22 protein-coding genes are annotated in these 24,412 nt (G+C 33.2%); 1 reads left to right on the plus strand and 21 read right to left on the minus strand.

Annotated elements, in window-relative coordinates; translation table 11 throughout:
- The 4 genes from lysS to PHO70_04710 all read right to left on the minus strand — a co-directional run bounded on the left by lysS (nt 1) and on the right by PHO70_04710 (nt 4,127).
- Nucleotides 1-1,440: a lysine--tRNA ligase gene (lysS, locus tag PHO70_04695; GenBank protein ID MDD5432268.1), complete on the minus strand. Its 1,440-nt coding sequence runs from the start codon at nt 1,438-1,440 to the stop codon at nt 1-3.
- A gap of 111 nt (nt 1,441-1,551) precedes the next feature.
- A complete protein-coding gene (locus tag PHO70_04700; GenBank protein ID MDD5432269.1) occupies nt 1,552-2,514 on the minus strand; it encodes a zinc metalloprotease HtpX in 963 nt (320 codons plus the stop codon).
- A gap of 57 nt (nt 2,515-2,571) precedes the next feature.
- Nucleotides 2,572-2,937: a DUF1573 domain-containing protein gene (locus PHO70_04705; protein MDD5432270.1), complete on the minus strand. Its 366-nt coding sequence runs from the start codon at nt 2,935-2,937 to the stop codon at nt 2,572-2,574.
- A complete protein-coding gene (locus PHO70_04710) occupies nt 2,937-4,127 on the minus strand; it encodes a hypothetical protein (protein ID MDD5432271.1) in 1,191 nt (396 codons plus the stop codon). Before PHO70_04710 ends, PHO70_04705 begins: the two co-directional genes overlap by 1 nt.
- Before the next feature lie 84 nt (nt 4,128-4,211).
- Between PHO70_04710 and PHO70_04715 the strand changes: the two genes are divergently transcribed.
- Nucleotides 4,212-5,531 carry a diguanylate cyclase gene (locus tag PHO70_04715; GenBank protein ID MDD5432272.1) on the plus strand — a complete coding sequence of 440 codons (1,320 nt, stop codon included), beginning with the start codon at nt 4,212-4,214 and terminating at the stop codon, nt 5,529-5,531.
- A 19-nt stretch (nt 5,532-5,550) separates the two neighbouring features.
- Here PHO70_04715 and PHO70_04720 read toward each other — a convergent pair whose 3' ends face one another.
- The 17 genes from PHO70_04720 to PHO70_04800 all read right to left on the minus strand — a co-directional run bounded on the left by PHO70_04720 (nt 5,551) and on the right by PHO70_04800 (nt 24,405).
- Complete coding sequence (locus PHO70_04720; GenBank protein MDD5432273.1) at nt 5,551-6,660, minus strand: glycosyltransferase family 4 protein; 1,110 nt, start codon at nt 6,658-6,660, stop codon at nt 5,551-5,553.
- A 10-nt stretch (nt 6,661-6,670) separates the two neighbouring features.
- On the minus strand, nt 6,671-8,119 hold the full coding sequence (locus PHO70_04725; protein MDD5432274.1) for a hypothetical protein: 1,449 nt from the start codon (nt 8,117-8,119) through the stop codon (nt 6,671-6,673).
- Nucleotides 8,120-8,125: 6 nt separating this feature from the next.
- Nucleotides 8,126-8,911, minus strand: a complete 786-nt coding sequence (locus PHO70_04730; protein ID MDD5432275.1) for an FkbM family methyltransferase — start codon at nt 8,909-8,911, stop codon at nt 8,126-8,128.
- Between the two features lie 15 nt (nt 8,912-8,926).
- A complete protein-coding gene (locus PHO70_04735) occupies nt 8,927-9,784 on the minus strand; it encodes a glycosyltransferase family 2 protein (GenBank protein MDD5432276.1) in 858 nt (285 codons plus the stop codon).
- A 17-nt stretch (nt 9,785-9,801) separates the two neighbouring features.
- Nucleotides 9,802-11,052: a radical SAM protein gene (locus tag PHO70_04740; protein ID MDD5432277.1), complete on the minus strand. Its 1,251-nt coding sequence runs from the start codon at nt 11,050-11,052 to the stop codon at nt 9,802-9,804.
- Between the two features lie 21 nt (nt 11,053-11,073).
- The gene (locus tag PHO70_04745; GenBank protein ID MDD5432278.1) at nt 11,074-12,666 is read right to left on the minus strand and encodes a hypothetical protein; all 1,593 of its coding nucleotides are present in this window, start codon (nt 12,664-12,666) and stop codon (nt 11,074-11,076) included.
- Between the two features lie 59 nt (nt 12,667-12,725).
- The gene (locus PHO70_04750) at nt 12,726-13,451 is read right to left on the minus strand and encodes a GNVR domain-containing protein (GenBank protein ID MDD5432279.1); all 726 of its coding nucleotides are present in this window, start codon (nt 13,449-13,451) and stop codon (nt 12,726-12,728) included.
- A 61-nt stretch (nt 13,452-13,512) separates the two neighbouring features.
- Nucleotides 13,513-14,589, minus strand: coding sequence for a glycosyltransferase (locus PHO70_04755; protein MDD5432280.1), 1,077 nt, complete (start codon nt 14,587-14,589; stop codon nt 13,513-13,515).
- 10 nt (nt 14,590-14,599) lie between these two features.
- On the minus strand, nt 14,600-15,667 hold the full coding sequence (locus PHO70_04760; GenBank protein MDD5432281.1) for a hypothetical protein: 1,068 nt from the start codon (nt 15,665-15,667) through the stop codon (nt 14,600-14,602).
- Nucleotides 15,668-15,984: 317 nt separating this feature from the next.
- Nucleotides 15,985-17,097, minus strand: a complete 1,113-nt coding sequence (locus PHO70_04765) for a glycosyltransferase (protein MDD5432282.1) — start codon at nt 17,095-17,097, stop codon at nt 15,985-15,987.
- A gap of 28 nt (nt 17,098-17,125) precedes the next feature.
- Nucleotides 17,126-18,214, minus strand: coding sequence for an NAD(P)/FAD-dependent oxidoreductase (locus tag PHO70_04770; protein MDD5432283.1), 1,089 nt, complete (start codon nt 18,212-18,214; stop codon nt 17,126-17,128).
- 7 nt (nt 18,215-18,221) lie between these two features.
- Nucleotides 18,222-19,871: a tetratricopeptide repeat protein gene (locus PHO70_04775; protein ID MDD5432284.1), complete on the minus strand. Its 1,650-nt coding sequence runs from the start codon at nt 19,869-19,871 to the stop codon at nt 18,222-18,224.
- A gap of 35 nt (nt 19,872-19,906) precedes the next feature.
- The gene (locus tag PHO70_04780) at nt 19,907-20,125 is read right to left on the minus strand and encodes a hypothetical protein (GenBank protein MDD5432285.1); all 219 of its coding nucleotides are present in this window, start codon (nt 20,123-20,125) and stop codon (nt 19,907-19,909) included.
- A gap of 147 nt (nt 20,126-20,272) precedes the next feature.
- On the minus strand, nt 20,273-21,178 hold the full coding sequence (locus PHO70_04785) for a class I SAM-dependent methyltransferase (protein ID MDD5432286.1): 906 nt from the start codon (nt 21,176-21,178) through the stop codon (nt 20,273-20,275).
- 138 nt (nt 21,179-21,316) lie between these two features.
- Nucleotides 21,317-22,210 (minus strand): FkbM family methyltransferase, encoded by an 894-nt coding sequence (locus PHO70_04790; protein ID MDD5432287.1) that lies wholly within the window; start codon nt 22,208-22,210, stop codon nt 21,317-21,319.
- Nucleotides 22,211-22,242: 32 nt separating this feature from the next.
- On the minus strand, nt 22,243-22,905 hold the full coding sequence (locus PHO70_04795; GenBank protein MDD5432288.1) for a sugar transferase: 663 nt from the start codon (nt 22,903-22,905) through the stop codon (nt 22,243-22,245).
- 42 nt (nt 22,906-22,947) lie between these two features.
- Nucleotides 22,948-24,405 carry a radical SAM protein gene (locus PHO70_04800; GenBank protein ID MDD5432289.1) on the minus strand — a complete coding sequence of 486 codons (1,458 nt, stop codon included), beginning with the start codon at nt 24,403-24,405 and terminating at the stop codon, nt 22,948-22,950.
- Between the last annotated feature and the right edge of the window lie 7 nt (nt 24,406-24,412).

Raw genomic sequence — 24,412 nt, forward strand, 5'->3', positions numbered from 1 at the left:
TTAATCGGGCCTTAACAAAGGAAATAAAATTACTTCCCTTATTGAGGGTTGATCCGTAAGGAGCATAACCAATCTATCAATTCCAATGCCTAATCCTCCAGCGGGAGGCATACCATGTTCTAAGGCCAAAACGTAATCTTCGTCCACTGTCTTCATTTCATCTTTATTCAAATCCCCAATTTCTTCTTCAAACCGTTTTTTCTGGTCGCGAGGGTCATTTAACTCTGAATAAGCATTCCCGACTTCCATGCCGGCAATATATAATTCAAATCTTTCCGAAATAAGAGGGTCTTCTTTTTTAGTTTTAGCCAACGGCGACATACTTGTAAAATAATCCGTGACAAATGTCGGGCCAGCGTTCATTTCCTGCTCTAATATATCCTCAATTATTTTTCCTACCTGAGTACGGCTTAACCTTACCGCATCTTTACCAAATCCTTTTTCCTGCAATTTCTTTAACATAAGTTCCGGCTCATCTTTTGGCTCAATACCAAATCTTTCTTTTACAACTCCGGCAAAAGAAATCCTCGTCCATGGAAGCGCCAAATCAATAGTCTTGCCCTGATAAACAAATTTAGTGTCCCCCAAAGCTATTCTTGCTGCCTCGGTAATCATATTTTGCGCTAAGTCCATCATATCTTCAAAATTAGCATACGCGCAATAAACTTCAAGCATGGTAAATTCAGGGTTATGCCTCGTAGAAACTCCTTCATTGCGAAAACTACGGTTTATCTCATAAACCCTATCAAGCCCGCCGACTAAAAGCCTCTTTAAATACAATTCGGGAGCAATCCTCATAAATAACTCAAAACCATATTCATTATGAAAAGTTTTAAAAGGCCTGCCGGCAGCTCCTCCGGGGATAGGATGCATCATCGGAGTTTCAACTTCCAAAAATCCCTTTGCGTCTAAATAATCCCTGATTGCTTTTATAATCTTAGCTCGCTGTAAAAAAACCTTCTTTACTTCTTCGCTTGAGACCAAATCCAAATAACGCTGCCTATACCGGGTATCAACATCTTTTAAGCCATGCCATTTTTCCGGAAGAGGCCTTAGCGCCTTAGAAAGGATTTTAAATTCTTCAACCTTAATCGTAGGCTCTCCGGTGTGAGTCTTAAAAAGCTCTCCCTTAACACTCATAAAATCAGCTATATCAACATCATCTAAAAGGCTAAAAACTTCCTTTCCAATGATATCCGCTTTCATATATAGCTGGAGGCGGCCGGTTGTATCCCTTAAGTCCATAAAGATAACCTTACCGTGCTGCCTTTTAGCAGTAATTCTACCGGCAACACAGGTTTTTGAAGCCTCCTGAAAATCCTTTAAAACACTGCCGATATCCACTCTTTCTTTAGGAGCGCTATCGTAAACAGATATACCTTTTTGTTTTAAAGACTCTAATTTGTCTATTCTCTGCTGAATAATCTCATTTATTTCCATAGTTTTTTAATTATATATTATAATTACTCCTCTGTCAATTAAAGAAAACCCGTCTTTTGCTAAGACGGGTTTTGCTTCTTGCCTTACTTTATCTTATTATATTTCAGGCTGTTAACTAACTTTATATTCGCTTAATTGCTTGATCCTTTTGAGCATGTTTGGATGCGTGCTCAAAGCCTCTAATAATCTGTCACCAAAGTTTAATTTAACACTCTTGGATTTTAGCAACATTAACTCACTTGAGTCAATTGTTCCATCTTTATCTAAATCCAACTGGCTCAATTCTTTAACTTCGCTCAAAGCCCTTGAAGGGTCATTTACAAAAAAGGCTTTTAATCCTTCCACTTCTTTTATAGAATCTTTATTCATTCTAGCTGATCCATAGGCTAATTTATATAAGCTGGATGCTAAACTTGAAGGCTTATTACCTAACTCAATTGAACCTCTATCCGCAAAATACTCTCTGATGCGAGAAGCGTAAAGCACCAAAAGGTTAGTTATAAAATAAAAGATAAAAGCTGCCAACCCAATCAAAGCAGTATTCCCTCCTCTTTCATCCCGCCTTCTTCCATAGAATAAAAACTGCCAGGCGATCCTATACATTATCATCGGGATAACTGAAAGAAGCGTAATTGTTAAAACATCCCTATTTTTAAGGTGGCTTAATTCATGGCCTAATACCGCCTTTAGTTCTTCCTCGTTAAGCAGGTTTAAAATCCCCTCCGTAACACAAACCCTTCCGTCTTTAATTGACCTGCCGAAAGCAAAGGCATTGGGAAGCGGTATTTGCGCAACACAAACTCTTGGAGCCGGAATCCCTGCCCTCATCGCAAGGCCTTCAACCATCTGATAAAGCCTTGGATATTCCTGCCTTGAGACATACTTAACACGCATCGTCCACTCAACGATCTTAGGCCCGATCATATACTGAATAAACATCATTACCAATGAAAGCCCGAGGTAAAAATAAAAATTACTTACTCCCATATACGAGCCAATCATAACAATAACCGCATATATGATCGCAAAAAGAACTGCCACTAATAGATACATCCGTAATTTCAAGAAAAACATTTTAATCTACCCCCTTACATTTTAAAGAAAGGCCGGGATTATCTCCGGCCTTGGATTTTATTTCTCTACTTTTGCCTTGATTATATAACGAATAACTGGATTGTCAAGATTATCAGTATTAACATAGATAAACTGCTGCACATCCCCGGAATAACCTTTTGAATTGAATGCAACCTCTAACAAAGTAGTTTCCTGCGGCTTAAGCGTTTTATTCTTAACATCTGAAACCGTACAACCACAAGACGTAGAAACCTCCCTTATTTTAAGAATCTTTTCAGTTTCATTTTTAATTAAAAAACTGTGCTTCGCAATTTCCCCTGCCTTAACTATCCCAAAATCCCATTCAAGAGGATTGCTATTCCCGGCAAAACAACATGAGAAAGATAAAAACGCTATGCAAATGACTAAAAACTTCCTAAACATTACCCCCTCCAGATTAAAAATATTCCTAAACCAAAAAATAAGAATATCATTAATAATTTTATCGTTAAGAGATGCTTCTTTAAAAAGTTAGAAAAATTATTCGGCGTAGTCCCTGCAAGCGCCAAAATAAATATAACCAAAAGCGGAATTATAAACATTAAATTATAAATTAACAAATAAAGCAAAGCCTGAAATTTAAGAGTTGCCGTTTTTAAAACAAAGCTTATCGTGGGAAGATAAGTTTGCCCTGTGCAAATCGCTTCTAATATAGAAACCGAGACTCCGGTAACAAACGCTGTAGAAATTATCGGTAAGAGATGTAACCGTCCGGAAACTGCCTTTTCTTGTTTTCCTTTTTCTTTGCGATAATGCAATCCGATAACATAATGAATTTTATTCTTTATTGATTTAGGAAGCTGCAGCAACAACCCTTCAGTATCCCCCGTTTTCTTATATTTAAAGAAATCATACAAGGCAAAACAACCTAAAATCACACTTAAAATTCCTATAGAAAAGTTCGCAATTTTAGTAACCATCCAGAAGCCCTTTAAAGCATAAAGAAAATTAAAAACACCTAATCCCAATAGAAAATATGTCAAAAATACTGCTAAAATAAAACTAAGCCCAATAACAATGAGCTCTCTTCTTCTATACCCTTGAAAAGAAAGAAAAGAAACAAAGAAAACTATCACTGTAAAAGCGCAAGGATTTATCCCATCAACTAAGCCCGCGCCAACAATAGCGGCTAATTTAAAACTCTTAAAATACTTAACTATATCTATTTTCGCAACCTCATCCTTATAACCTTGATTATTCAAAGCATCGGAAATAAAGCTCGTAAGAGCAATTTTAACCTGGCCCTCTGTAGTAAGAAATCTTCCATTAAGAAAAAATACCGGTAGATCTATTTTTAGATTAGCCAAGTATTTTTCTTTTAAACCAAGCAGATGTTTATAGTTTTCCACGTCAGAAATATCCCTATATTCAATTTCAACTCTGCCTTTAAATTCTTTCTCAATCTCGGGCATTACTTCGTTCTTGACTTCAATACAACGATGGCATGAAGGCGAATGGAAAATTACCAGCTTAGCCAATGGCTTTTCACCCTGGCAATATGCAATTATAGGAATTGCGGTTATGATAACAAAAATTAAGAATAACTTCAGCCTTTTCATAAATATATAATACATTCATTCCCTCCAAATTCAAGTAAAAACCAAAGTCAAATATTTAAATTGACAGCATAACTGATTTATAATAAACTTAAAATCACTATGGGCCAAATAAGGTTAACCCTGCAAAACCGGATTACCTCACTTCTGATTATCTCATCCATCCTATTTATCAGTGCGTTTACCCTTATTCAGCTTAATAACCAGATTGCCAGCATCAACAGATTCAATTCTTACCAGGCAAATTTTGCCAGCATAATCGCCAAAAATAATCTAGAAGCAGCTGTAAAACAAGCTGAACCAACTACTATCTCAGACTTAATCCAAAAGAGCCTTAACGACCTCTCCAGCGGCGGAGTTATTAAAAATGCCACGGTTTTTGATGCTGAAGGAAAAGTTTTGGCTTCTACGGACTCTAAATCTGTCGGAGAAACCGTCCGTTATAAAGAACTCAATAAATTTTCCCAGCTTGAAGAATTATCCAAATCAGATAAATGGTTCATACCCGAAGTAGACAAAGTTAGGCAAAGCCTTGATTTATACCTGGCAATACGCACCAACCAAACAAAACCTTTGGATATGGTAACAAAACTCTCTTTCCCCCTTGGGAACATTCAAGGTGCTCTCTCGGAAGTCTATCTACCTGTGATTATTACAGTTTTTATCATTGTCTTAGCTAATATCGTTTTTGGATATTTGCTTTCTAAAACCGTTATTGGCCCAATTAAAATACTTAACGAAGTTACAAAAGAAATCGCTCAAGGGGACCTCTCTATCAGGACAAGCATACATACAAATGATGAGTTAGAAGAATTGGGCTCGACATTTAATTATATGACAGAAGAATTAATTAAAATGAAGGATCGCGCCGAAAATGCAAACCCCCTGACCAAACTACCCGGCAATATCGTTATTCATGAACAGATCGAAGAAAGAATCACTAATAATAAGAAATTTATGGTAATTTACTGCGACTTGGATAATTTCAAAGCTTTTAACGATAAATACGGAATTGCTAAAGGTGATGAAGCTATTAAGCTGACCTCGGAAGTATTCAAAGAGGCTGCAAAAACAAAAGGCAATACAGATGATTTTGTAGGGCACGAAGGTGGAGATGACTTTATCTTAGTTACCACTCCAGACAAAGCCGAAGCAGTCGCATCGCATATCACCACTGAATTTGACAAGCGCGTACGCAGCCTTTACAGCGAGGAAGACCTTAAGACCGGCTTTATTATCGCCCACGCCAGAGACGGCTCAATCAAACAATTCCCCATCATGACAATTTCACTTGCAGGGGTAACCAACGAAGCCCGCCCGATTTCCAGTTATGGAGAAGTTACCAACATCGCCGCAGAAATTAAAAAGAAAGCGAAAGCAATTGAAGGAAGCGTTTTTGTGGTGGATAAGAGGAAAGATTAGCTTAATTCCACAGACACAACTAACAAACCAACCTGTCGTATACTGCTATAACTTGATTAATTTTATTTTCCCAAGAATATCTTTTCGCCTTGTTTCTTGCGTTTAGGCTTATTTCCTCTTTTTTCACGCTTGATAAATTAGAAATCACATTTATTGTTTTCACAACTTCCAAAGGATCATTAAAGTCTGCGATAAAACCGTTTATACAGTTATCAATTTTATCTCTATAAGGAGCGATATCATTCACAAGGCAGATACATCCATTTGCCATTGCTTCAACTAAACTAAAACCAAACCCTTCGGCAGTTGAAGGAAAAAAACAGATATGCGCATTAGAAATAAATCTTAAAAGTTCCTCTTGCGGCACAAAACCATGCCATTTAATCTTATCATCTATCCCTGACAGCCTCGAATGATCTTTTAAAACAACAGAAATATTATTACTAGATAAACCAAACATATTAATAACCCATTTTTCATTTGCGATTTGCGACAAAGCGTTAAATAGCAAATCTACTCCCTTATTCTTATCTATGCGGCCAAAATAAACAAACTTTCCAGAGTCGTAAGACCTAGTATTTGTTTCAAAACTCTTAATCTCTACGCCATCTTCAATAAGCTGTATTCTGCAATTCCCTTCCTCATTTAGTATTTCAAAGTCATGAAGACTGCTACAAATTACAGAATCAATGCATTTATTAATTGTCTTTTTATAATATAGCTTCCAAAGCACTCTCTTTAAAAGTGCAAAATCTTCAGTATGAAAAACTAATCCGTGAGTAGATAGCACTATTTTATATTTAAAAATATTTTTCAAACTCAATACTGTCTCGTAAAAAAACCTTAAATCATGAATATGAATGATATCGGCCCAGCGGAAAAGATTAAATGGAATATTTAATGGAAATATTTTTTTATAATGCCCAACTACCGGTACCCGGATTACCTCTATACCATCAACGAGTTCATGCTTTGAAAATTTATTCTTTCTGGATAAAACGTCGTATTCGGCCGTTAGAACCTTACAATTAATACCCCTTTGTATAAGATTTCTTGACATTCCGAGAATATATTTCTCAGTTCCTCCTATGCAAGGATAGAACCTTCTAGAGATATGCAGAATATTCATGTTTTCTCACTCATAATTTTATAGGCACAGACTTGTACTTTTCAAGCTTGTTTAAAGTCAAAAGAGAAAATGCTACTATTAATGCCATTAGAATCCAAGGAAAGCTCAACCAATAACCTTGAGTAAATTGGTAAGCAATTGTTAAGCATAGGCAAGAAACAAAAGTTATAAGAATCATATTCTTTAATAACCTGGACCTTGCTTCAATAAAAACCTTCCACATTAATTTAATCAAAATAACGTGAATCCAAATTAAGCAGGACAATCCAATAATTCCTGTGCTATGCAGAGTATCAAGAAAAAAATTACCGATTCCTAATACTTCAATATCTTCGTAAATATGAAAAAGATTCAAATGTGCCTGTGTTCCGTGTCCAAAAAATAGCTGTAAATCAAACTTAATATCTTTCAAAACAGTACTCCACGCCCAAATCCTATCCCACCCTGTCCCGGTATAATAACCAAACATGCTCCAAAATTTTAATTTATACCCTGAAAAAATCTCCTTATCCAGAATAAACCAAATTGCAACAATAGTAGAAAAAACAAAGGAAACAAGAAAACAGTCTTTCAGAAAAGTAGAATATTTTAACCTTAGTAATTTCAAAATTATACTCAATATAATCACCCCTAATAAATACGCTAGCCATGCGCCACGAGTATAACTAAACAGTAGGCCTAAGAGAGAAATCTCAAGTCCTAATAATATTAAAACTGAATATTCTTTTAATCCAAGCCTCCTGGAAATAAAAAGCCCAAAGAAAACTAAAGCAAAGAAACAACAAGTACTGCCATAAATATTTGGTTCTTGCATAGTAGCAAAAATTCTGTAAATTACTCCTCCTTGTCCGTCGATAAAATGGTAAGCTAAGATTCTATCAACTCCGAATAAAACAAGCCCAAATACCCTGGAGAATAAAAGAGACACTACGCCGAATAAAACCGCTGAAATCCCCAAACACAAGAACAATTGAATAATACGCCTAATTTTTAAATCGTGTTTATTGAGAGAAAATATAAAGTTGACTATAACGAAATAGAATGAAATATACATTGCCAACAAAGCAACCTTCCTTAACGACAAGGCTTTAATCGGAGAAAAAAATATTGATGAAAATAAATTTAAAAACAAGAATATTGCCAGTGGTAAATCCAAAGGAGTTTTAAAAAAACTTACTTTCCTGAGTATAAAAGGTAGGAATAATAACCCGATTTGTTCAGGCCTAATAGTAATATTGTTAAAATCTACTTTCAAACCATGCAAAAAGCTAAAAAAAACCAAAGCAATGAAGTATTGTTTAACGGAAATTAGAGAACCTAAGGCAAAAATAGAGGCAATTAAATACAAACATACAATATCATTAGCCTTATATAAAAAAGAAAACAAAACTATTAAAACCAAGAAAAAGATTGTTATATTTCTAAGATAACCATTATCGTATAAATTTTCTTTTTCCATTATTGATCATCCGCCTTTTTTAAGCATGCTGTAAACAAAAGGAGAATTCTTTTTTATAAACACGCTGTCCTGCTGAAAAGGCAAATTACAGGAAAAACTTCTATGTTCTTTAAGGCTGCCAAAATAAAGAAAATCCATATCTAACAACATACGATATACTCGATCAAACAAAGGTTGGTCCTTATAAAGCTCGCAAAAAGCTGTTTCAATAATAATTATCGGCACGCGGCTTAAGATCTTTTTACCGCCATTTAGAACTTTATCTTCATAACCCTGCACATCAATCTTAAGCAGCACATTATCTTCCAAAACAATTTCGTTAAATATATTATCCAGAGTATCAATAATTATTAGCTCGTTACTGTTACTATTTAAATCAAACGGAACCAAATTATGATAAAATTCGCTTTTTTGAAGGAATGACGCGTTTTGAAGAGATTCACTTCGAAAAAACAACCGGTTACACTTTTCTTCTCCTAAGGCAAAATTATAAGACTTAAAATTCTTATGTCTTGCCATATTATGCGTTAACTCCCGAAAACATTCACCAATAGGCTCAAAGGCATAAATTCTTGCTTCCGGCAAAAGTTTTGAAATCCACAAGGAAAATTGTCCGGTATTCGCCCCAACATCAATTACCGACCTAATACCTATTCTTTTAATCCAAGAAAAATCATTATCTGAGAAAATATCTGTTTTGTTGTACCAACTGAATAAACCTTTATCAAGGCGCACGATTTTAAAACCTAATAACAATAATATTTTCTTTAATAGTTGTTTAAAAATATTCATGGCTAATATAAAAAATTATTTATTTAGAATAAACTTTTTCGTATCAGAGAATCTCTTTTTATAAAAATTATTAACCTGCACTAAGCCAAACCTATCAAACAATCTAGAGGTTCCGCACCTTACCAAATGAAACAAAAAATATAAAAATGAAGTAACCTTATTACCGCCATTTTCAATTTTAGCTTTACAAATCTCCCAGCAACCAAATTGCCAATTGATATCCGAAACTCCGCCTCTTCTCATATTTGCCAAAGTCATATCCAGATAAACAAAATTTGCCTTATTTTTGTAAAACCGTAATAGCAATTCATAATCCATTGCAAATCTATACTTTTCTCTAAAAATCCCTAAGTCCTGATAGAGTTTTCTCTTTACGAACACCGTCGGATGATTCAAAGTCATTTGGACATTTAATGCTTTATCATTTGCTAGAAAGAGAAACTCCTTCTTCTCGTTTTTCCAATACTGAAGATTACCATGAATCACATCAAATTTCTTAATTCTTTTTATTATTTCTTCAACGCAATTTAATTCATACCAATCATCAGAATTGATAATACCAATAACCTCACCTTTAGACAATGAAATCCCAATATTAAATTTTTCCGATATTCCCTTTACTTCTGAACTCTGCCAATAATCAATAGAATCGTCATATTTTCGGATTATATCCAAAGTTCTGTCAACCGAGCCACCATCAATTACTATATATTCGATATTCTTATAGCTCTGGCTCAATACGCTAAGAATAGTTTGCTCAAGATACCTTTCCCCATTAAGCACAACCGTAATAATGCTAACCAATGGTTCTTCTGGCCGCGTTATCCTCACAACTTCTTTTAATCTTCTCCCACCCTGACAATTAATTATCATTATTATTAAGAATTATACTAATCCGCCATGGACAATTCTTTCCAATCCCTTTCATCATAGAGCCAGAAAATATTCTCTCTTTCAAGTATAGAAATCAGTTTTCGTATCCTCTTATCTATAATATCTTGGCTAACCTTATTATCCATAGACGAAGACAAGGTTTTGCAACCATCGAAATATGGAAAAATTAAAACTTCATCAAATCTTACCTTTTTAATCAGATTGATTGTTTGATCAAAATCTTCTTCGCTTTCAGAAGGAAAGCCAACTATTATCTGAGTTTCAAGCCTTAAACTAGGATTGATTTCTTTTGATTCAATAAGAGTTTCAATTACTTTTTCTACATCAAAATATCGATTCATTAGCTTTAGAATTCTGCTGCTCCCTGATTGAACCGGGCAGATTATAAGGTTAATTTTTCTTGCTTTTATAAAAGCAAATAACTCAATCTTATACCTAATCAACCATTTAGGATCTAAATCAGACAGCCTCCAGCGTACTTTAACACCTTTCGATACAAAATCAAGATAACTTAGCAAATCCGGTAATGAGCTTTTGATATCAAAACCATAAGCACCCAAATTATCCGCAATAATAATAAATTCCCTATAGCCTGCCTTAAGCAGACTAACGTATTCATTTCTACAAACCTCTAAAGATTTACTTCTTAGTTGCCCAACAGCTCTTCGTATGCAACAATAAGCGCAATTTTCAATACAACCGTTACTTATCCTAAGATAAGCTTTATTTCGCAAAAACTGCTCGCAAAACGAAGCAGTTTCTTTAATCAAAAAGTGCTTAATCTTCCTTAAGAAATTCAGCGATAAACGGAAATGACTTAAGAAAATCTTAGGCAGCCGAAAAAATTGCTTTTTATAAATTAACTTATGCCTATTGATAAGTAAGTTTTGGTCGGGAATTTCATTAAATTTAGTCTTAAAAGTTGGGAATAAATTATCAATAAGACCCAAATCTTTTGTGCCAATAAAACGCCCTTTAAATTTATCCTTAAACTCTTCAAGTGCAATATCTGGTAAACAGCCAAAAACCAACAATTCCGCCCTATAACGGCTAAGATCATCAATTATTTTGAAACACTCATCTTTTTTTAATTCTTTAAAGCTACAAGTCACAAAGATAATATAATCAGCGATCTTGCAATCTTTAACTATATTGCATTTATTAAAACGAAAATAATTTTCTATACGTGTAGAATCGAGCCCTCTTTTTTCACAAGCATTGCTAATTATATAGATATTATTTTTCATCGAATTAACTTGTAATCTCGTTTATTTTGTTGGCATATTACACATATATTTAGCTAGAAAATCAGATACTAACAACACTCCCTTATTAGACCAATGCCCGTCTAGATTTAAATAACAGCCTGAGCAGTCCTTCAGCACTGGATACAAATCTATATAATCAATTTTGTCTTTTTTGCACAAATCAATCGTTCTTTCGGTAACCTCCCTGAAATGTTGGGAATATTCTTTCATATCTATTAAAGGAGCCCATAAATCTTGCAACCCCCTATCAACAGTAAAAGCTTCAGGTATAAAAACACAAACAAATTTTATATTTTTCTTAGCACAAAGCCCCTTTATGCGTTTTATCCATTTATAAGCATATTCTTCTGAAAGATATTGTTTATTATATTGGCCTTCCAATAAACATCTCGCAGCATACCATAGATAATCTTGACGAAATACATAAGAGCCATTATCACCATGATTAATATTATTTAAAAACAACTCCAAATCTTTTTTGGAAAGTATCTTCTTAAGCTTCTCTCTTTCTTCACTGCTTACTGAATTTAACAACGAATCCTCAATTAAGATTTTGTTGTTCGATTTAATCTTCTCAGTAAATGTAAGGTCATTTTTTAGTTTTTTATCTCCATCGGACTGATCCCAATTTCTAATTAATGGACGCAATTTGTTTGTCAAAATATAATTAATTGATTTTAACCCTATTAGCGAGAAAAAAGAATCCTTGGGATAAACAGCAACAATCCCAAGGAAACCTAACAATGACTTTTCTTGGATAAAGTCGTTTCTCGCAAATATAAATACAAAACAAAAACTAGGCTTCAAAGATAACCCAATATTTTTAATCCTATAGAAATACTCATCAGGACTAGTTGACGACAAGCCAAGGTTGATTACTTCAAATCTATATTTAGAAAGTTTATCCTCAACTAAAAGTGGCAAATTGATATCGTTTGATACCTCAAGAAAAGAATCTCCTACAAAAATAGTCCGTTTTATATCTTTTTCAGCAACAATATTACGCTCTCTATCAATTAACCCCCACGAATTAAATTTAGCCTTAGGAGCATTGCAATAATTTATAGACTTGATATCGAGCCCTCGTAAACCACTAACTGGCCAATGAGGAACAAAGAAATATACCGAACACTCTAATAGATACAAAGAAAGAAATACTATTAAAACAAACAATACTGTCCTAAATAATAAAAGCTTCTTCCCATAACTTAACAAATATTTGGACAATAAACATACTAGTATTATGAAATAAACTACTAAAAATACTGAAAAAGCCATTTCAGGGAAGAAATCTGTAAAATCAAAGAATAATACAAATAAACCTCCTGAAACAAATATAACACTAAGTAAAGAAATAAAATAAAGACCGTAGCTAATAAAAATAAACGCCCTTGATTTAATATTACTTTTAAAAATAAATAAAGTCCCTAATATTAAAAAAATAACCCTTATTGAAAAAATAATATTATTAATTATTGGAATATCAATTCTTTTGTCTGAAGCTACAATATTTCCAATAAGATCCTGACTCAAGAATAATGAGAATAATAATATAAGTACTCCTAAACACCTAATTACAGTTCTATTGCTCATATTCAAAGTTAATCTTAACTGGTTAATAATCAATCCACGTTTATTACTATGGGATGATCTTATTGCAGCTTTGCTTTCTTAACTTTTTTTAGGCTAGGACTAAATATTTCAAAAGCATAAGAAATTACTACCCCTGCAAACGCTGATATAATAATAGCCAACATAATACTTTTAATTCTGTTAGGAAAAACCGGGCTATTTGGCACAACTGCTTTATCGAGAATGCGAATTCCTGAAATTATAGACATCTTTTCCATACTCATTTCCTTGAGTTGTTCTATAGGCAGACTAAACGTAGGCTTATTATTTTGCTTCAACAATAATTTTCTTTCTACATCCTGAATGATGTAGGCATCAACAATAGCATTAGCTATTAAAGCTGCCCTTTTAGGATTATTATCATAAACATGAACAAAAACTGCCCATGAATACCTTTCTTGTTCAACGGAAACCTTACTTAAAAGTAACCCCACAGGATCTTTCGAATCCTTAAATTCTACATCGTTATCTAAATGCAACATATTAAAGACTTTCTCTGCTAGGAAACGAGAACTTAATATCCTGCATTGTGTACGATAATAATCAACTCCAAGATCATTTGGAGCATAAAACATATCATTATCAGTGACGCTTTTAGGAGCCATATTTTCTAAAATTAAGCTAGCCGTAACTGCATACATAGGCTTAATTTTATTAATACGAACCGCCTCAAAGATTGAAACTGCAGCAACAAATACCAAAATTAGAACCATCCTTTTCTTTACCACCAACAAAATGTCATTCATAGTTATAATCTCCTTATTATCATTACCCATTATATTTAATTCCTCTGATTATAATTGCGCCTTAAGCATTTTTTAATAATAACCTAAGATCCTCCTCCAAGCAATTTTCTTGTTGGTTTAAAAAATCTTCCGAGTTGAAATTAAACTTTTTTGGTAAACATAGGAAAGTATTCTTTAAATCTTCTTTGCTTCCATTTTTAAAAATAAACCCGTACTTAACCTTTTCATAAATCTCATTAAAATATGGCAAATCAGAAGAAATTACAGGTTTATTATAATAAAATGCCAGGTTAAGAATTGCGCTTTGGTAAATTTTTTCATATGGCAACAAGACATAATCGGCGTTATTAAACAAGTACCCAAGCTCATCGTTATTTATGTACCTTATAATTAGAGATAAATCAACATTATTAGAAATCATATTTTCAATTGGAACAAAAGCTTTGTTGATATTTTGTCCGGCGATAATTAATTTTAGCCTATTTAGTTCATGTGGATTAAGTTCGTTTAACGCATTAATAACCAAATCTAATCCTTTCGATTTCTTAATGCCTCCAAAAAAAAGTAAATTAATCTTTGAGTGATTAACACTATCCCTTACTTCAGGAGCAATATTAGCATCATCAAAAGATTTATCGAAAGAATATGCAGGCCAAGGAATAATAAAAATTCTCCCTCTGAAACCAAGACTATATAATTCATCTCTTGCGCTTTTTGAGAAAACAATGATATTTCGTATGAAATATTTATAAAAGATTCGCTGCAGCAGACTTAAACCATCCATCGTATTTAGCGACTGGACATCATTGACTAAAACAAAAAAATTACCTAATAAAGAAAATGGTAAATTAAAAATAATGTCTACAAATCTTAAGCCAAAACAAGAATAGACAAAAATGCTTTTTTGATGGCAAAATATAAATTTTAAATAATTTAAATAAGAAATAACAAAAAATAATATTTTCTTAGCAAAACTTATGTTCTTGTAGAAATTATAAAAGACTTTGCTGCAATTCTTACTACTAAAATTAGAAATAATCCCACATTTGATACCATTAGATACAAAGAGTTTAACTAAATTCTCATCAAATGATTCTAAACCTGATTTCTCCCCAACTGTATCAATGAAATAAACCATTTAAGCGCCTTTAGCTTGCCCTAAATTCTCCAACACTAATTATGTTAGCAACTACAGAGAGAACAATAGTTATAACTGATTCAGAAAAGAATCCGATCAAGAAAAAACCAAAAACAAACCCAAAAGCAACAAATCTGTTCTTAATAAACAACTCTTTACTTAAAAGAAAAATAATCCATAGATACAACAAGAAAAACAAAAATCCGAATTGATAGAACATAATTCCGATAAAACTTTCATTACCGTTAGAAGTAGAAAGGCTACTTAAAACCTTATCAAAGGTATTATTGAATAAGGCGATATTCCCATCATTTACTGCTTGAGAGTAAATAAGATAGCCGGCAGTTCCTGTCCCATGCCCCAGAAAAGGATGAACAAAACCATTAATAGCACCTAAAACAAGGCCTGAATAATGGCAACCCAAGCTTCCATAGGTAGTATCTACATGCGAGAAATCTGAATGGTCAAATATAACAAATAAACAGACAAACAAAACAAGGATAAGGAAAAAATAGAAAAATAAGACTTTCCTCTTTGCAAAAATACTAATTAAAAATAAACCTATTAATATAACTGCGCTTTTAACAAAAGACAAACATAAAGATAGGAAAATAATAATTTTATTACTCCTGCTTAACGGCACTAGAAAAGAAATTATTAATAACTCAGCCGAGAAAAGACCCAATGTTAATGGGCTAAAGAAAAACGAACCCGAGCGAAAAAACTTGATTCCAAAATCTTCGATTAAATAGGAAGATCCATCCAAACCTACGGGAACAAAGAGTTTAAATTTCTCTAAAAATTTCATTTTAAAATCTACGGGGATAATTTGCTCAAAGATTGCAAAAATAATTAAAGGGATACCGATATTCAAAATAAAACCATAAATTTTCTTAAAATCGAGTGGCAGCGTTAACAAAATTAAGATTGTCAAAAGTGGCATTAAAAACTGTGCATACGAAATCAATACATATCTCTTCTCGACAAACAAGGGTAGGTTAAAATAAGTCCTAAATGTTATAACGGAAAGAAAGAAAATTAAAATAATTACCGGGAATATTAAAAAACTAATTTTCATTTCATAGGCGATCTTTAGAATTATATGAATTATTGAAATAAAAAAGAGGGATAGAAAAAATGTGATAATCACTGCTTTAAGAATAAAATTTGGAAAAAACAAGGAGATGAGATTTTTATAGACTAGCAAAAAAACTAGGAAATTGACCAACAATGTATATATGTAAATGGATTTTTGAGGCTCTGGAAGCGACTTAATCAATGTATTTATGCTATTATTCATCAAAAGCCAGTTAATCTCGAGGAATACTTTTCAGACTTGAAATCAATAACAACCATCTCTAACTTGTTAACTTAAAATAATCTTGCAAGAATCGTTTAAAGAAAGCTATAAAACAATTCTTCATAACTATTAGCAACATCACCCCAATTATAATACCTCTCTACCCGTTCTCTCGCTAACAAACGATATCTATCAGCAACCTCTGGGCTTTTCAGTAAGAATTCAATCTTGTTCTTTAAATCAATAATATTATTTTGTTCAAACCAAATACCAGCATCTCCAATTACTTCTATATTAAAATTTACACCATTTACTAAAACACAATTTCCGCATGCCATCGCTTGCAATAATGCCGGATTAGTCCCCCCCACTTCATTTCCATGAATGTATAAATAGCTATTGCTCAACAAAACATTACACTCATTTTTAGAAATCCTACCAAGAAACTTTATCCTACTATCTCGAGTGTTGTGTAATTGCGAAATGTATTTTTTAGCATAAGGCGCATCTCCTGCAATAACTAAAGGAATTTCAGTATTAACTTTTTCATAAGCTTTAATTACAATATGAGCATTATTTTCTGGCTCAAGCCTACTTACATAAAGCATATAACGCTTCCCAATTAACCCAAACTTATTTAATAACCCATCATCATCCTCAAAATTAATGCGTTTGTTTGCTCCATAAGAGATATAGTTAGTATTTATATTAAATTTCCCTTTATAATATGCTTTTAGCACTTTTGAATCTGTAACAACAGCATTAGAAAATTGAATGGACAAAAGTTCCGAAACCTTGTAAGCAAAACGTCCAAAAAATCCCCACTTTTTCCTTTTCCATTCTAACCCACCGACATTAATTATGCATTTTTTCCCAAAAATCCTAGGCATGGCCATAAATATACTATTAATTGAATTACAAAAAAACATAATATCAGCCTTAGTGAAGATTGCGTGAAAGACTGAAAAAAAAGTATGCACCACAGTATCTAAATACTTGTGCCTAATCGTTGGCAAAACGATAACCTTTACGCCCTCATAAAAAAAAGTATCAAATTTATTTAAACCTTTTCTCGCATAAACAGTAACCGAATGACCATTTTTTACTAAACGCTTACTAAGTTCTTCAACAAACGTTTCGAATCCGCCATAATTTGCAGGGATTCCTCTAGTTCCCAAAATAACAATACGCATTTTTTTTCTCATCATCCAAATTAACAGTTAGAACAAAAATTATTTAAAAAAACATTTTAAGTAAATTTCCAAAATAACGATAGAATGAAGGCTTCTTTAATATTTCAATAATCAATCTTCCATGGCTTTCAAAATCACCCTTTTTCTCAATAATTGATTTTTCCTTTTTAAGAAGCGAAAAAATACCCTCTAACTCTTTTGGTTTTAAATTGGCATAAATTTCTTTTACCTTAAGACCAACTTTAATCTCAAAAGCTAATTCCTTCTTCCATAACGAATCATAATCGCTAAGATGATTCTCCTTTATACAAGACGCAAGAATTGAGGCGGTTTTTAAACCAAAATAAATCCCCCCGTAACTTAATGGTTTTAACTGACAAGCAGCCCCGCCTACAAGCGCAATATTGCCGTTTACAGTATTCTTGCAAACCCCGATAGTAACTACCCCTCCAAACCTGCCTAAGACCTCTCCTTTTATCTTCTCTTCTTTCAAAAACTTCTGTAGTTCTTGATAGGGCTTTTCTGAAATAGTGCCCACTCGCACTATGTCTTCCGCCTCCGGAACAACCCAAAAAAAAGAATGATTCCTTAAATAAACCTCAACCATATCTTTGAATCTTGGCTTAAGCCGCATTCGAAATTGTATACCACGATGATAACTTATATTAGAATCTTGATTAAGTAGCTTCCTTAAAGCAGAATTAGCTCCATCAGCCCCAATCAATATATCAGCAAATAATTCATTCTTATCTGTTTCAACAACATAACCCGAATCAATCTTTTCAAACCCAAGAAATAAATTCTGATATAAGATATTAAGCCCATGGCTTAAATCCTTATCAAACCTCTCACGGTCAATTACATAGGCGACTTTCTCCCTTTGTATAGAGAAACTCTGACCGTCATAATGTATAACAGCTCCGTTAATTGTATTAATTATTGATGAACGAGAAAGGAGGAATGGCCGCTTTTCATTAAAAACATTGCTGCCAACAAGACCAGTGCAATGAATCGGTTTGCCGACTTCGTTATGCTCTTCAACAAGTAAAACATCACAACCGTAAGTCTTTAAGATCTGGGCAGTATAGCAACCAATAGGGCCTGCCCCAATAATAACAATTTTTTTTGACATAATAAAGTTACGGCTGGTATTTTAAGACTTCAACAATCTGCTTCAAATAATTCGCTGCTTCCTTATATTCTGTAGGATTCAACTCATTAACAATCTTAAACTCCTTATATGCTTCTTCAATGCGCTTTATTTCAAAATACGATATCCCTAAGTTATAATGCGCATTTACATAACTATCATCAATTCCAATTGCTTCTTTATATTTATTAATTGCGAGCGAAAATTGCCCTTTAGCCCAAAAAGCACATCCTAAATTATTATATGCAAAGATAAAATCAGAGTTAATCCTGATAGCTCGCTCAAACTGCGCAATCGCTTTGTCCACTTCTCCTTTTAGTAAATAAGCGTAACCTAGATTATAATAGAACTCCGCTTTCGGGACTAATACTCTTGACAAAGCCATCTCTCCCACTCTTATTGCATCATCTATCCTTCCTGAATTTATATAAATAAACATTGAATTAATTAACGCCACTTCATCCTGAATATTAGACTCTATCGCTCTATCCGCCCTATTTAAAGCTTCCTGCTTATTATCCTGCCAATAATAACCTAAGCCCTGACCACTATAAGATTTACTGTCGGAAGGGGAAATTCTCACTGCTTCATCAAAATTCTGCACAGCCTCAGGGTATTTCTTTTCTTTGAGCAAATTAAACCCTTTCAAACGGTACTCTTTAGCCATAACAGGCCTGACTTCCTTAACAACATGCTGAACAATATTTGCGGAAGGATATTGTTGGCTTAATTCATTAAAATAGACAAGCGCAGAATCTTTATCATTAAGATAATAAAAAGAAATATACCCTGCCTCATAAAGAGCTGTTGCGGCAAGATCGAATTGAGGATATTGAGCGCCAACAGAAGCATACTCATCTCTTGCTTTCTGATAATCACCTTTTTTAAACCAAATGTCAGCTAATTCGTATTTACTATAAATCCCTATCTTTTCACCATAATATTGCTCAATAACTTTTTTGAAATAAATAGCGGCCTTTTCGTATTCTTTATTAGCCTTATAAGCAGAAGCCAAACTAAATAAAGCCTTAGCTGCAGCAGCACTCTTAGGATTAAGGTCAACCACCTGCAAAAATACAACCTGAGCTTGTTCAATATCTCCTGACTCAACAAGCAAAGTTCCTAAATCGCAATATAATTCCTGAAGCTTATCTTTATCTTTTGTTGATTTAATCTTTTCAGTCAACGACCTTGCCTTGCTCTCTAAATCTTTTTGAGGGATATTCGTCACAGGAGCAAATAAACGCGTATTAAAATTATCTAATATAGATAGAATAGCTCCTCGTTCTTTTTCTTTTATGTCAATTACAGACTTTACATAAAATTTAATATCTTTGATTTGATCGTCACTCTTAACATTAGAGATTATATTATTAATCATATCTAATGCGGCCATAGCTTTATTGGAAGTTGCTGTTTTGGAAAGAGCAACCAATAGTGGAGCTTTAAGGAGAGGTTTAATTTTCTCGAGATCCTCTATTGTTTTAGCTTCATTAAGTTTTACTAGGGCGATTTGAAGATTGATTAACGAACGGTCAACTAGGAAGGTATTGTAGATAAAGAAAAATGAAACAACTAAAAGTACTAAAACAATAACTATGATATTTTTTCTAAGAAATAAAAAAAATCCTTGAGGCATAAATTAGGAATATATCGACAGTTTGTAGGTTAAACTTATTCTCCGACCCACACCGGCCCGCTTACTTTGAGGTCCTTACTACCCTGAGAAACGGGTTTATCTTGGGCTTTATCAGGCATAAAAGCAGACGCCTCTTTACCAGCCATATCTTCTGGTTTAGGTAAAGGAGTTTTTCGGCGGGCAAAAGAATAAGCATATAGAGATAAAATAACAATTACTACCAAAATAATAACCAAGAAAAATTTATTTTTCATCTTTCTACTCCTATTAAAAGGATACCATAAAAATACACCTAAGTCAAGAAAACACAAGAAGTTAACCGTATTTCCACACTACAAACCAATGTTTATAAATCAACGGATTTCATTAATTAAAAATGATTCCTAAGAAATATATTATTATTAGGTACCGCATTTCTTTATCCAGATGCTTCCTCCTGGGTTTTTTAAACAAAGTGGCATTTCAGCTTCAAACATTTCTTTAAAAAAATGTTCTAAAAAAGTATTAAAGAAAACTATCTTAAACGAATTGTTGTATTGTAAAAAAGCTCTCAAAATATACCCCTCATTCCAAGCACATCCTCCGTAAATAAGTTCTTTTGGATACTCAAATGGGTAAAATATATCATGAAAATGGATATAAACACCCTTGTTTAAAAGCGGAAGAATATTAAAAAAGAGCTGGTTAACGTCGCTATTAACCTTTGCTACATGCGTTGAATCAATAAACAAGATATCGTTCTCTTGCAGGATTGCGAATTCCGATAATTCACAATCCTCTAATCGTTTAGGTAGAATACGGTATTGCTTTTTATCACTATCTTTCATTAAAGAGATTAGCAAGGATGGGAAAGGCTCTATGAAAGTAACCTTTGTCTCATTGCCTAAAAATACCTCATTTGTATCCATTATTGCGCATGAAGAAAAACCAGACCCTATCTCAATAATGTTCTTTGGTCTGAGTTTTCTCATCATACAATAAAGAAAGATTGCATCCGAATATTGATAAGCAGGGTTTTCAAAATAAAATCTCAATTCATTTGATTTAAATGACTTGAAAGGTAAATCTCTGTAAAAAGGTACAAACTCATTGAATAAAGCAACTTGTTCATCAACATTAAGATCAATTCCCGGTAAAACTTTCGGCATATTCTCCGGCCAAATTTTTTTTTCAGCCTTACGTGCTTCATCTAAAGAAGGGATTGGACTATAAAAATGGCCCGGAAGCACATGAAGATTAAAAATTCTCGGTATGGCATAAATAGTCACAAAGATTTTCTTAATTAAATTATATACTCTATTCATCATCTCTTTTTGTTGGAAAAATTGTTCCATTCGAAAGTTTGTAAGAAATTAAACTCATACTAAAGCATTTTGCTAAAGCCTACAAAAGATTATACAAAATATTCACTTGTAAACATACCTTTTAATCATTAATAGAGAACCTTATTTTTTCAGAATGGTTTGCTTTTTAATTACCTCGCTAAATTTTGAGATTACAGCTCTTAGCAATTTAAATGGATGGAATAAATAATACTTACCTCTATTGCTAAATTTTCTTATTTTATACCTATAGAAATGAAATAATCTTTTATTATAATCCCAATTTAATGTTGCAATGACCGAATAATTTTCACCTTGCAATGACATTAGAATGGTAAAAAGTTCATCTAATCCTATCTTTTTCCCATCCTCGCGATAGATAGATGGATAAATACTTAATACATTGATAATTGCTTTGCAATCTTTTTCTTTATCTTCAAACCAAAATGGGTGTAAAGACAAAAATAATGTTGGCATTTTCTCTTGTAAATACTTTCTCATAGTTGGCAATACTCTAATCTCTCCACCTTCAATATCCATCTTTATAAAATTGCAATCATTAATATTATTTTTCTTTATGAAATCTTCAAATGTCAAAGATTGCACATCCAGAAATATACTACTCTTATTAGTTAATAAACTAGATAAAGCATTCCCAAACTGCGTATTGCTTCCAAGTTTGCTCATTCCAGATCTATCAGCAATACAGCCTTTGTATAACGTAATATTACTAGCTAAGTTTTGATTTAAATCTATATTTTCCTGCAGAATTTTAAAGGCAACTGGATCTGGTTCTATTGCATAACAATGTTTAGCAAGTTGACAGCCATATAGTACTGTTGGGCCAACCCAAGCACCTATATCAATATAGGAATGCTCTTTGTCAAGAAACTCGTCAAAAACTTGGAATATCCCCAATTCCCATAATCCATTATCAAGCAATACCCAGAAATCTTTAAATCCTGGGGCATCGGGATTATCAACAAAGAAAATCTTTTTGTTTTTTTTAATCTTCATAAATAAATTGTATTAAAAAATTAAAATCATTTTTACAAGACTATTTTACTAACTCCGCGACTAACCTTTTCTTTTAACCCTTCACCAAAAAAACAAAATTTATCTTCTCTGGTCTCCCATTTCCCTTTAAAAGTAATCAAAAATGAGAGAAAAATTAAGTAAATATCAAGAAAAAAACTCTTATTTCTAACATAAAAAATATCAAACTTAAACTTTTCTTCCCTGCTTATGTCTCTGGGGGCAAAAATCTGGGCAATACCCGTAAGGCCCGGAATAACCTTAGACCTTTCTTCAAATCCTGGATACTCATATATATTTTTTACGGTTTCCCCCTGTGTTTCTTTTTCACTTGGGCGTAGCGCCCTTGGCCCCACAAAACTCATTTCCCCCCTCAAAATATTGATAAGCTGCGGGAGCTCATCCATAGCTGTTGACCTAAGTATTCTTCCAACAAAAGTTATTCTTTCATCATCTTCCTTAGCTTGTATGGCTCCTGTATTTTTCTCTGCATCTTTAACCATAGACCTAAACTTTATCGCCTTAAAAGTTGTTTTATTTTTACCTGACCTTTCCTGAAAGTAAAAAACAGGTAAACCATTTTCTAGGATTATCAAAAAAGAAATCAACCCCCAAAGAGGCAAAGAAATTACTATACCTGATAAAGAAAGTAAAAAATCAAAAATTCTTTTAATCATAACTCGTAGTTAACCCCAATTCTTTTGGTTTTGGCAAGCTTCCTATTTTCCTTCCTTTCCAAAGACGTACTTCTTAAAACTAGAGAAAGTTTTAAAATTACGTTTGGCTTCTTGGAATGAGAAAATAGACTGCCAAATCTTGTTCAACAGATAAACCGGCCTGGTATAAAATTTCTTTCTCGCCATATTACAAAATTGCATAACTTCCCAAGATTGCAAACCAGGAAGATCAATAACGCTTGCGTGCAAACCTTCTGGTGTGAGCCATTTTCGAAAATCTTTCGTTATAAGACAATTATTATCTACTGCCCATTGGTAAACATATGTTCCAGGATAGGCAATCATAGGAAAGAATTGAGCTGTATCAATAGGCAAAGATAAAGCAAAATTTATTGTTTCCAAAATATCCTCTTTTGTTTCTCCTATATTACCCAACACAAAACATCCGTGAACCAAAAGCCCTACCCGCCTTGCATTCTTTGCAAATAGATAAGAATCCTCTATTTTTATTTTCTTTGATACATTATCTAGAATTCTTTGAGAGCCTGATTCAAAACCAGTAATCAAGAGCCGGCAACCTGCACTTTTCATTTTCTTCATAATTTCCAACGGTAGATCTGCTCTTGCATTTGCCCACCATCTTATCCGCAACTTATTTTTCATTATTAAATCGCATATCTTCTCGCATCTATCTAAATCTGCAGTAAATGTATCATCTTCAAACCCTATCTCTTTAACTTGCGGCAATTCTTTTGTTATATATTCTAATTCTGCAAAAACATTTTCAGGGCTTCTAAGCCTATACTTATGCCCATACATTGTCTGTGGATAAAGACACCACCTGCATTGAAAAGGGCATCCCCTACCTGTAACCATCATTACCATAGGATACCTTCCTGCAGCAAAAAAATATCTATATATATTTAGTTTTTGTTTATATACTTTTGCAACAAAAGGTAAAGAATCCAAATCGTTGATAAATTCACGATTTTTCGTATTAACGAAGTTCATGCCATCCCGATATGAGATACCATCTACCTGATGCCAATCTTTTCCGTCTCTTAAAAATAAAGCGATATCTCTAATGGTATAATCATATTCTTTTCTTGCTATGCCATCTATCAACCGACTCAAAGACAATGTTTCTTCAGGCAAGGCACTTGGATGGGTCCCCACCAAGAAAACAACAACATGAGGCAATGTGTTCTTAATTAGCTCACAAATTCTTACGTCATTATAAATACTAGGAGTTGAAGTGTCACATATAACTAAAGAAGGACTGATATTCTTAATCTTTTGGATAAGAGAAGCTTCGTTATACCCCTCAGCAATAGCGTCTATCATAAATACATCTATGCCTTTTTCCTGCTCTAAAACACCAGCAGCATATGATAAATAAAATGGATAGTAAAGAGTGCCGCTTCTTGTAACTGCAGGGCTTCTCGAAGCCCGTGAATATTTCTTATTTTCAAAAGGAGGATTTAAAAATAGAACTTTCATAAAACCC

The sequence above is a fragment of the Candidatus Omnitrophota bacterium genome (assembly GCA_028715415.1).
Classification (GTDB): domain Bacteria; phylum Omnitrophota; class Gorgyraeia; order Gygaellales; family Profunditerraquicolaceae; genus JAQURX01.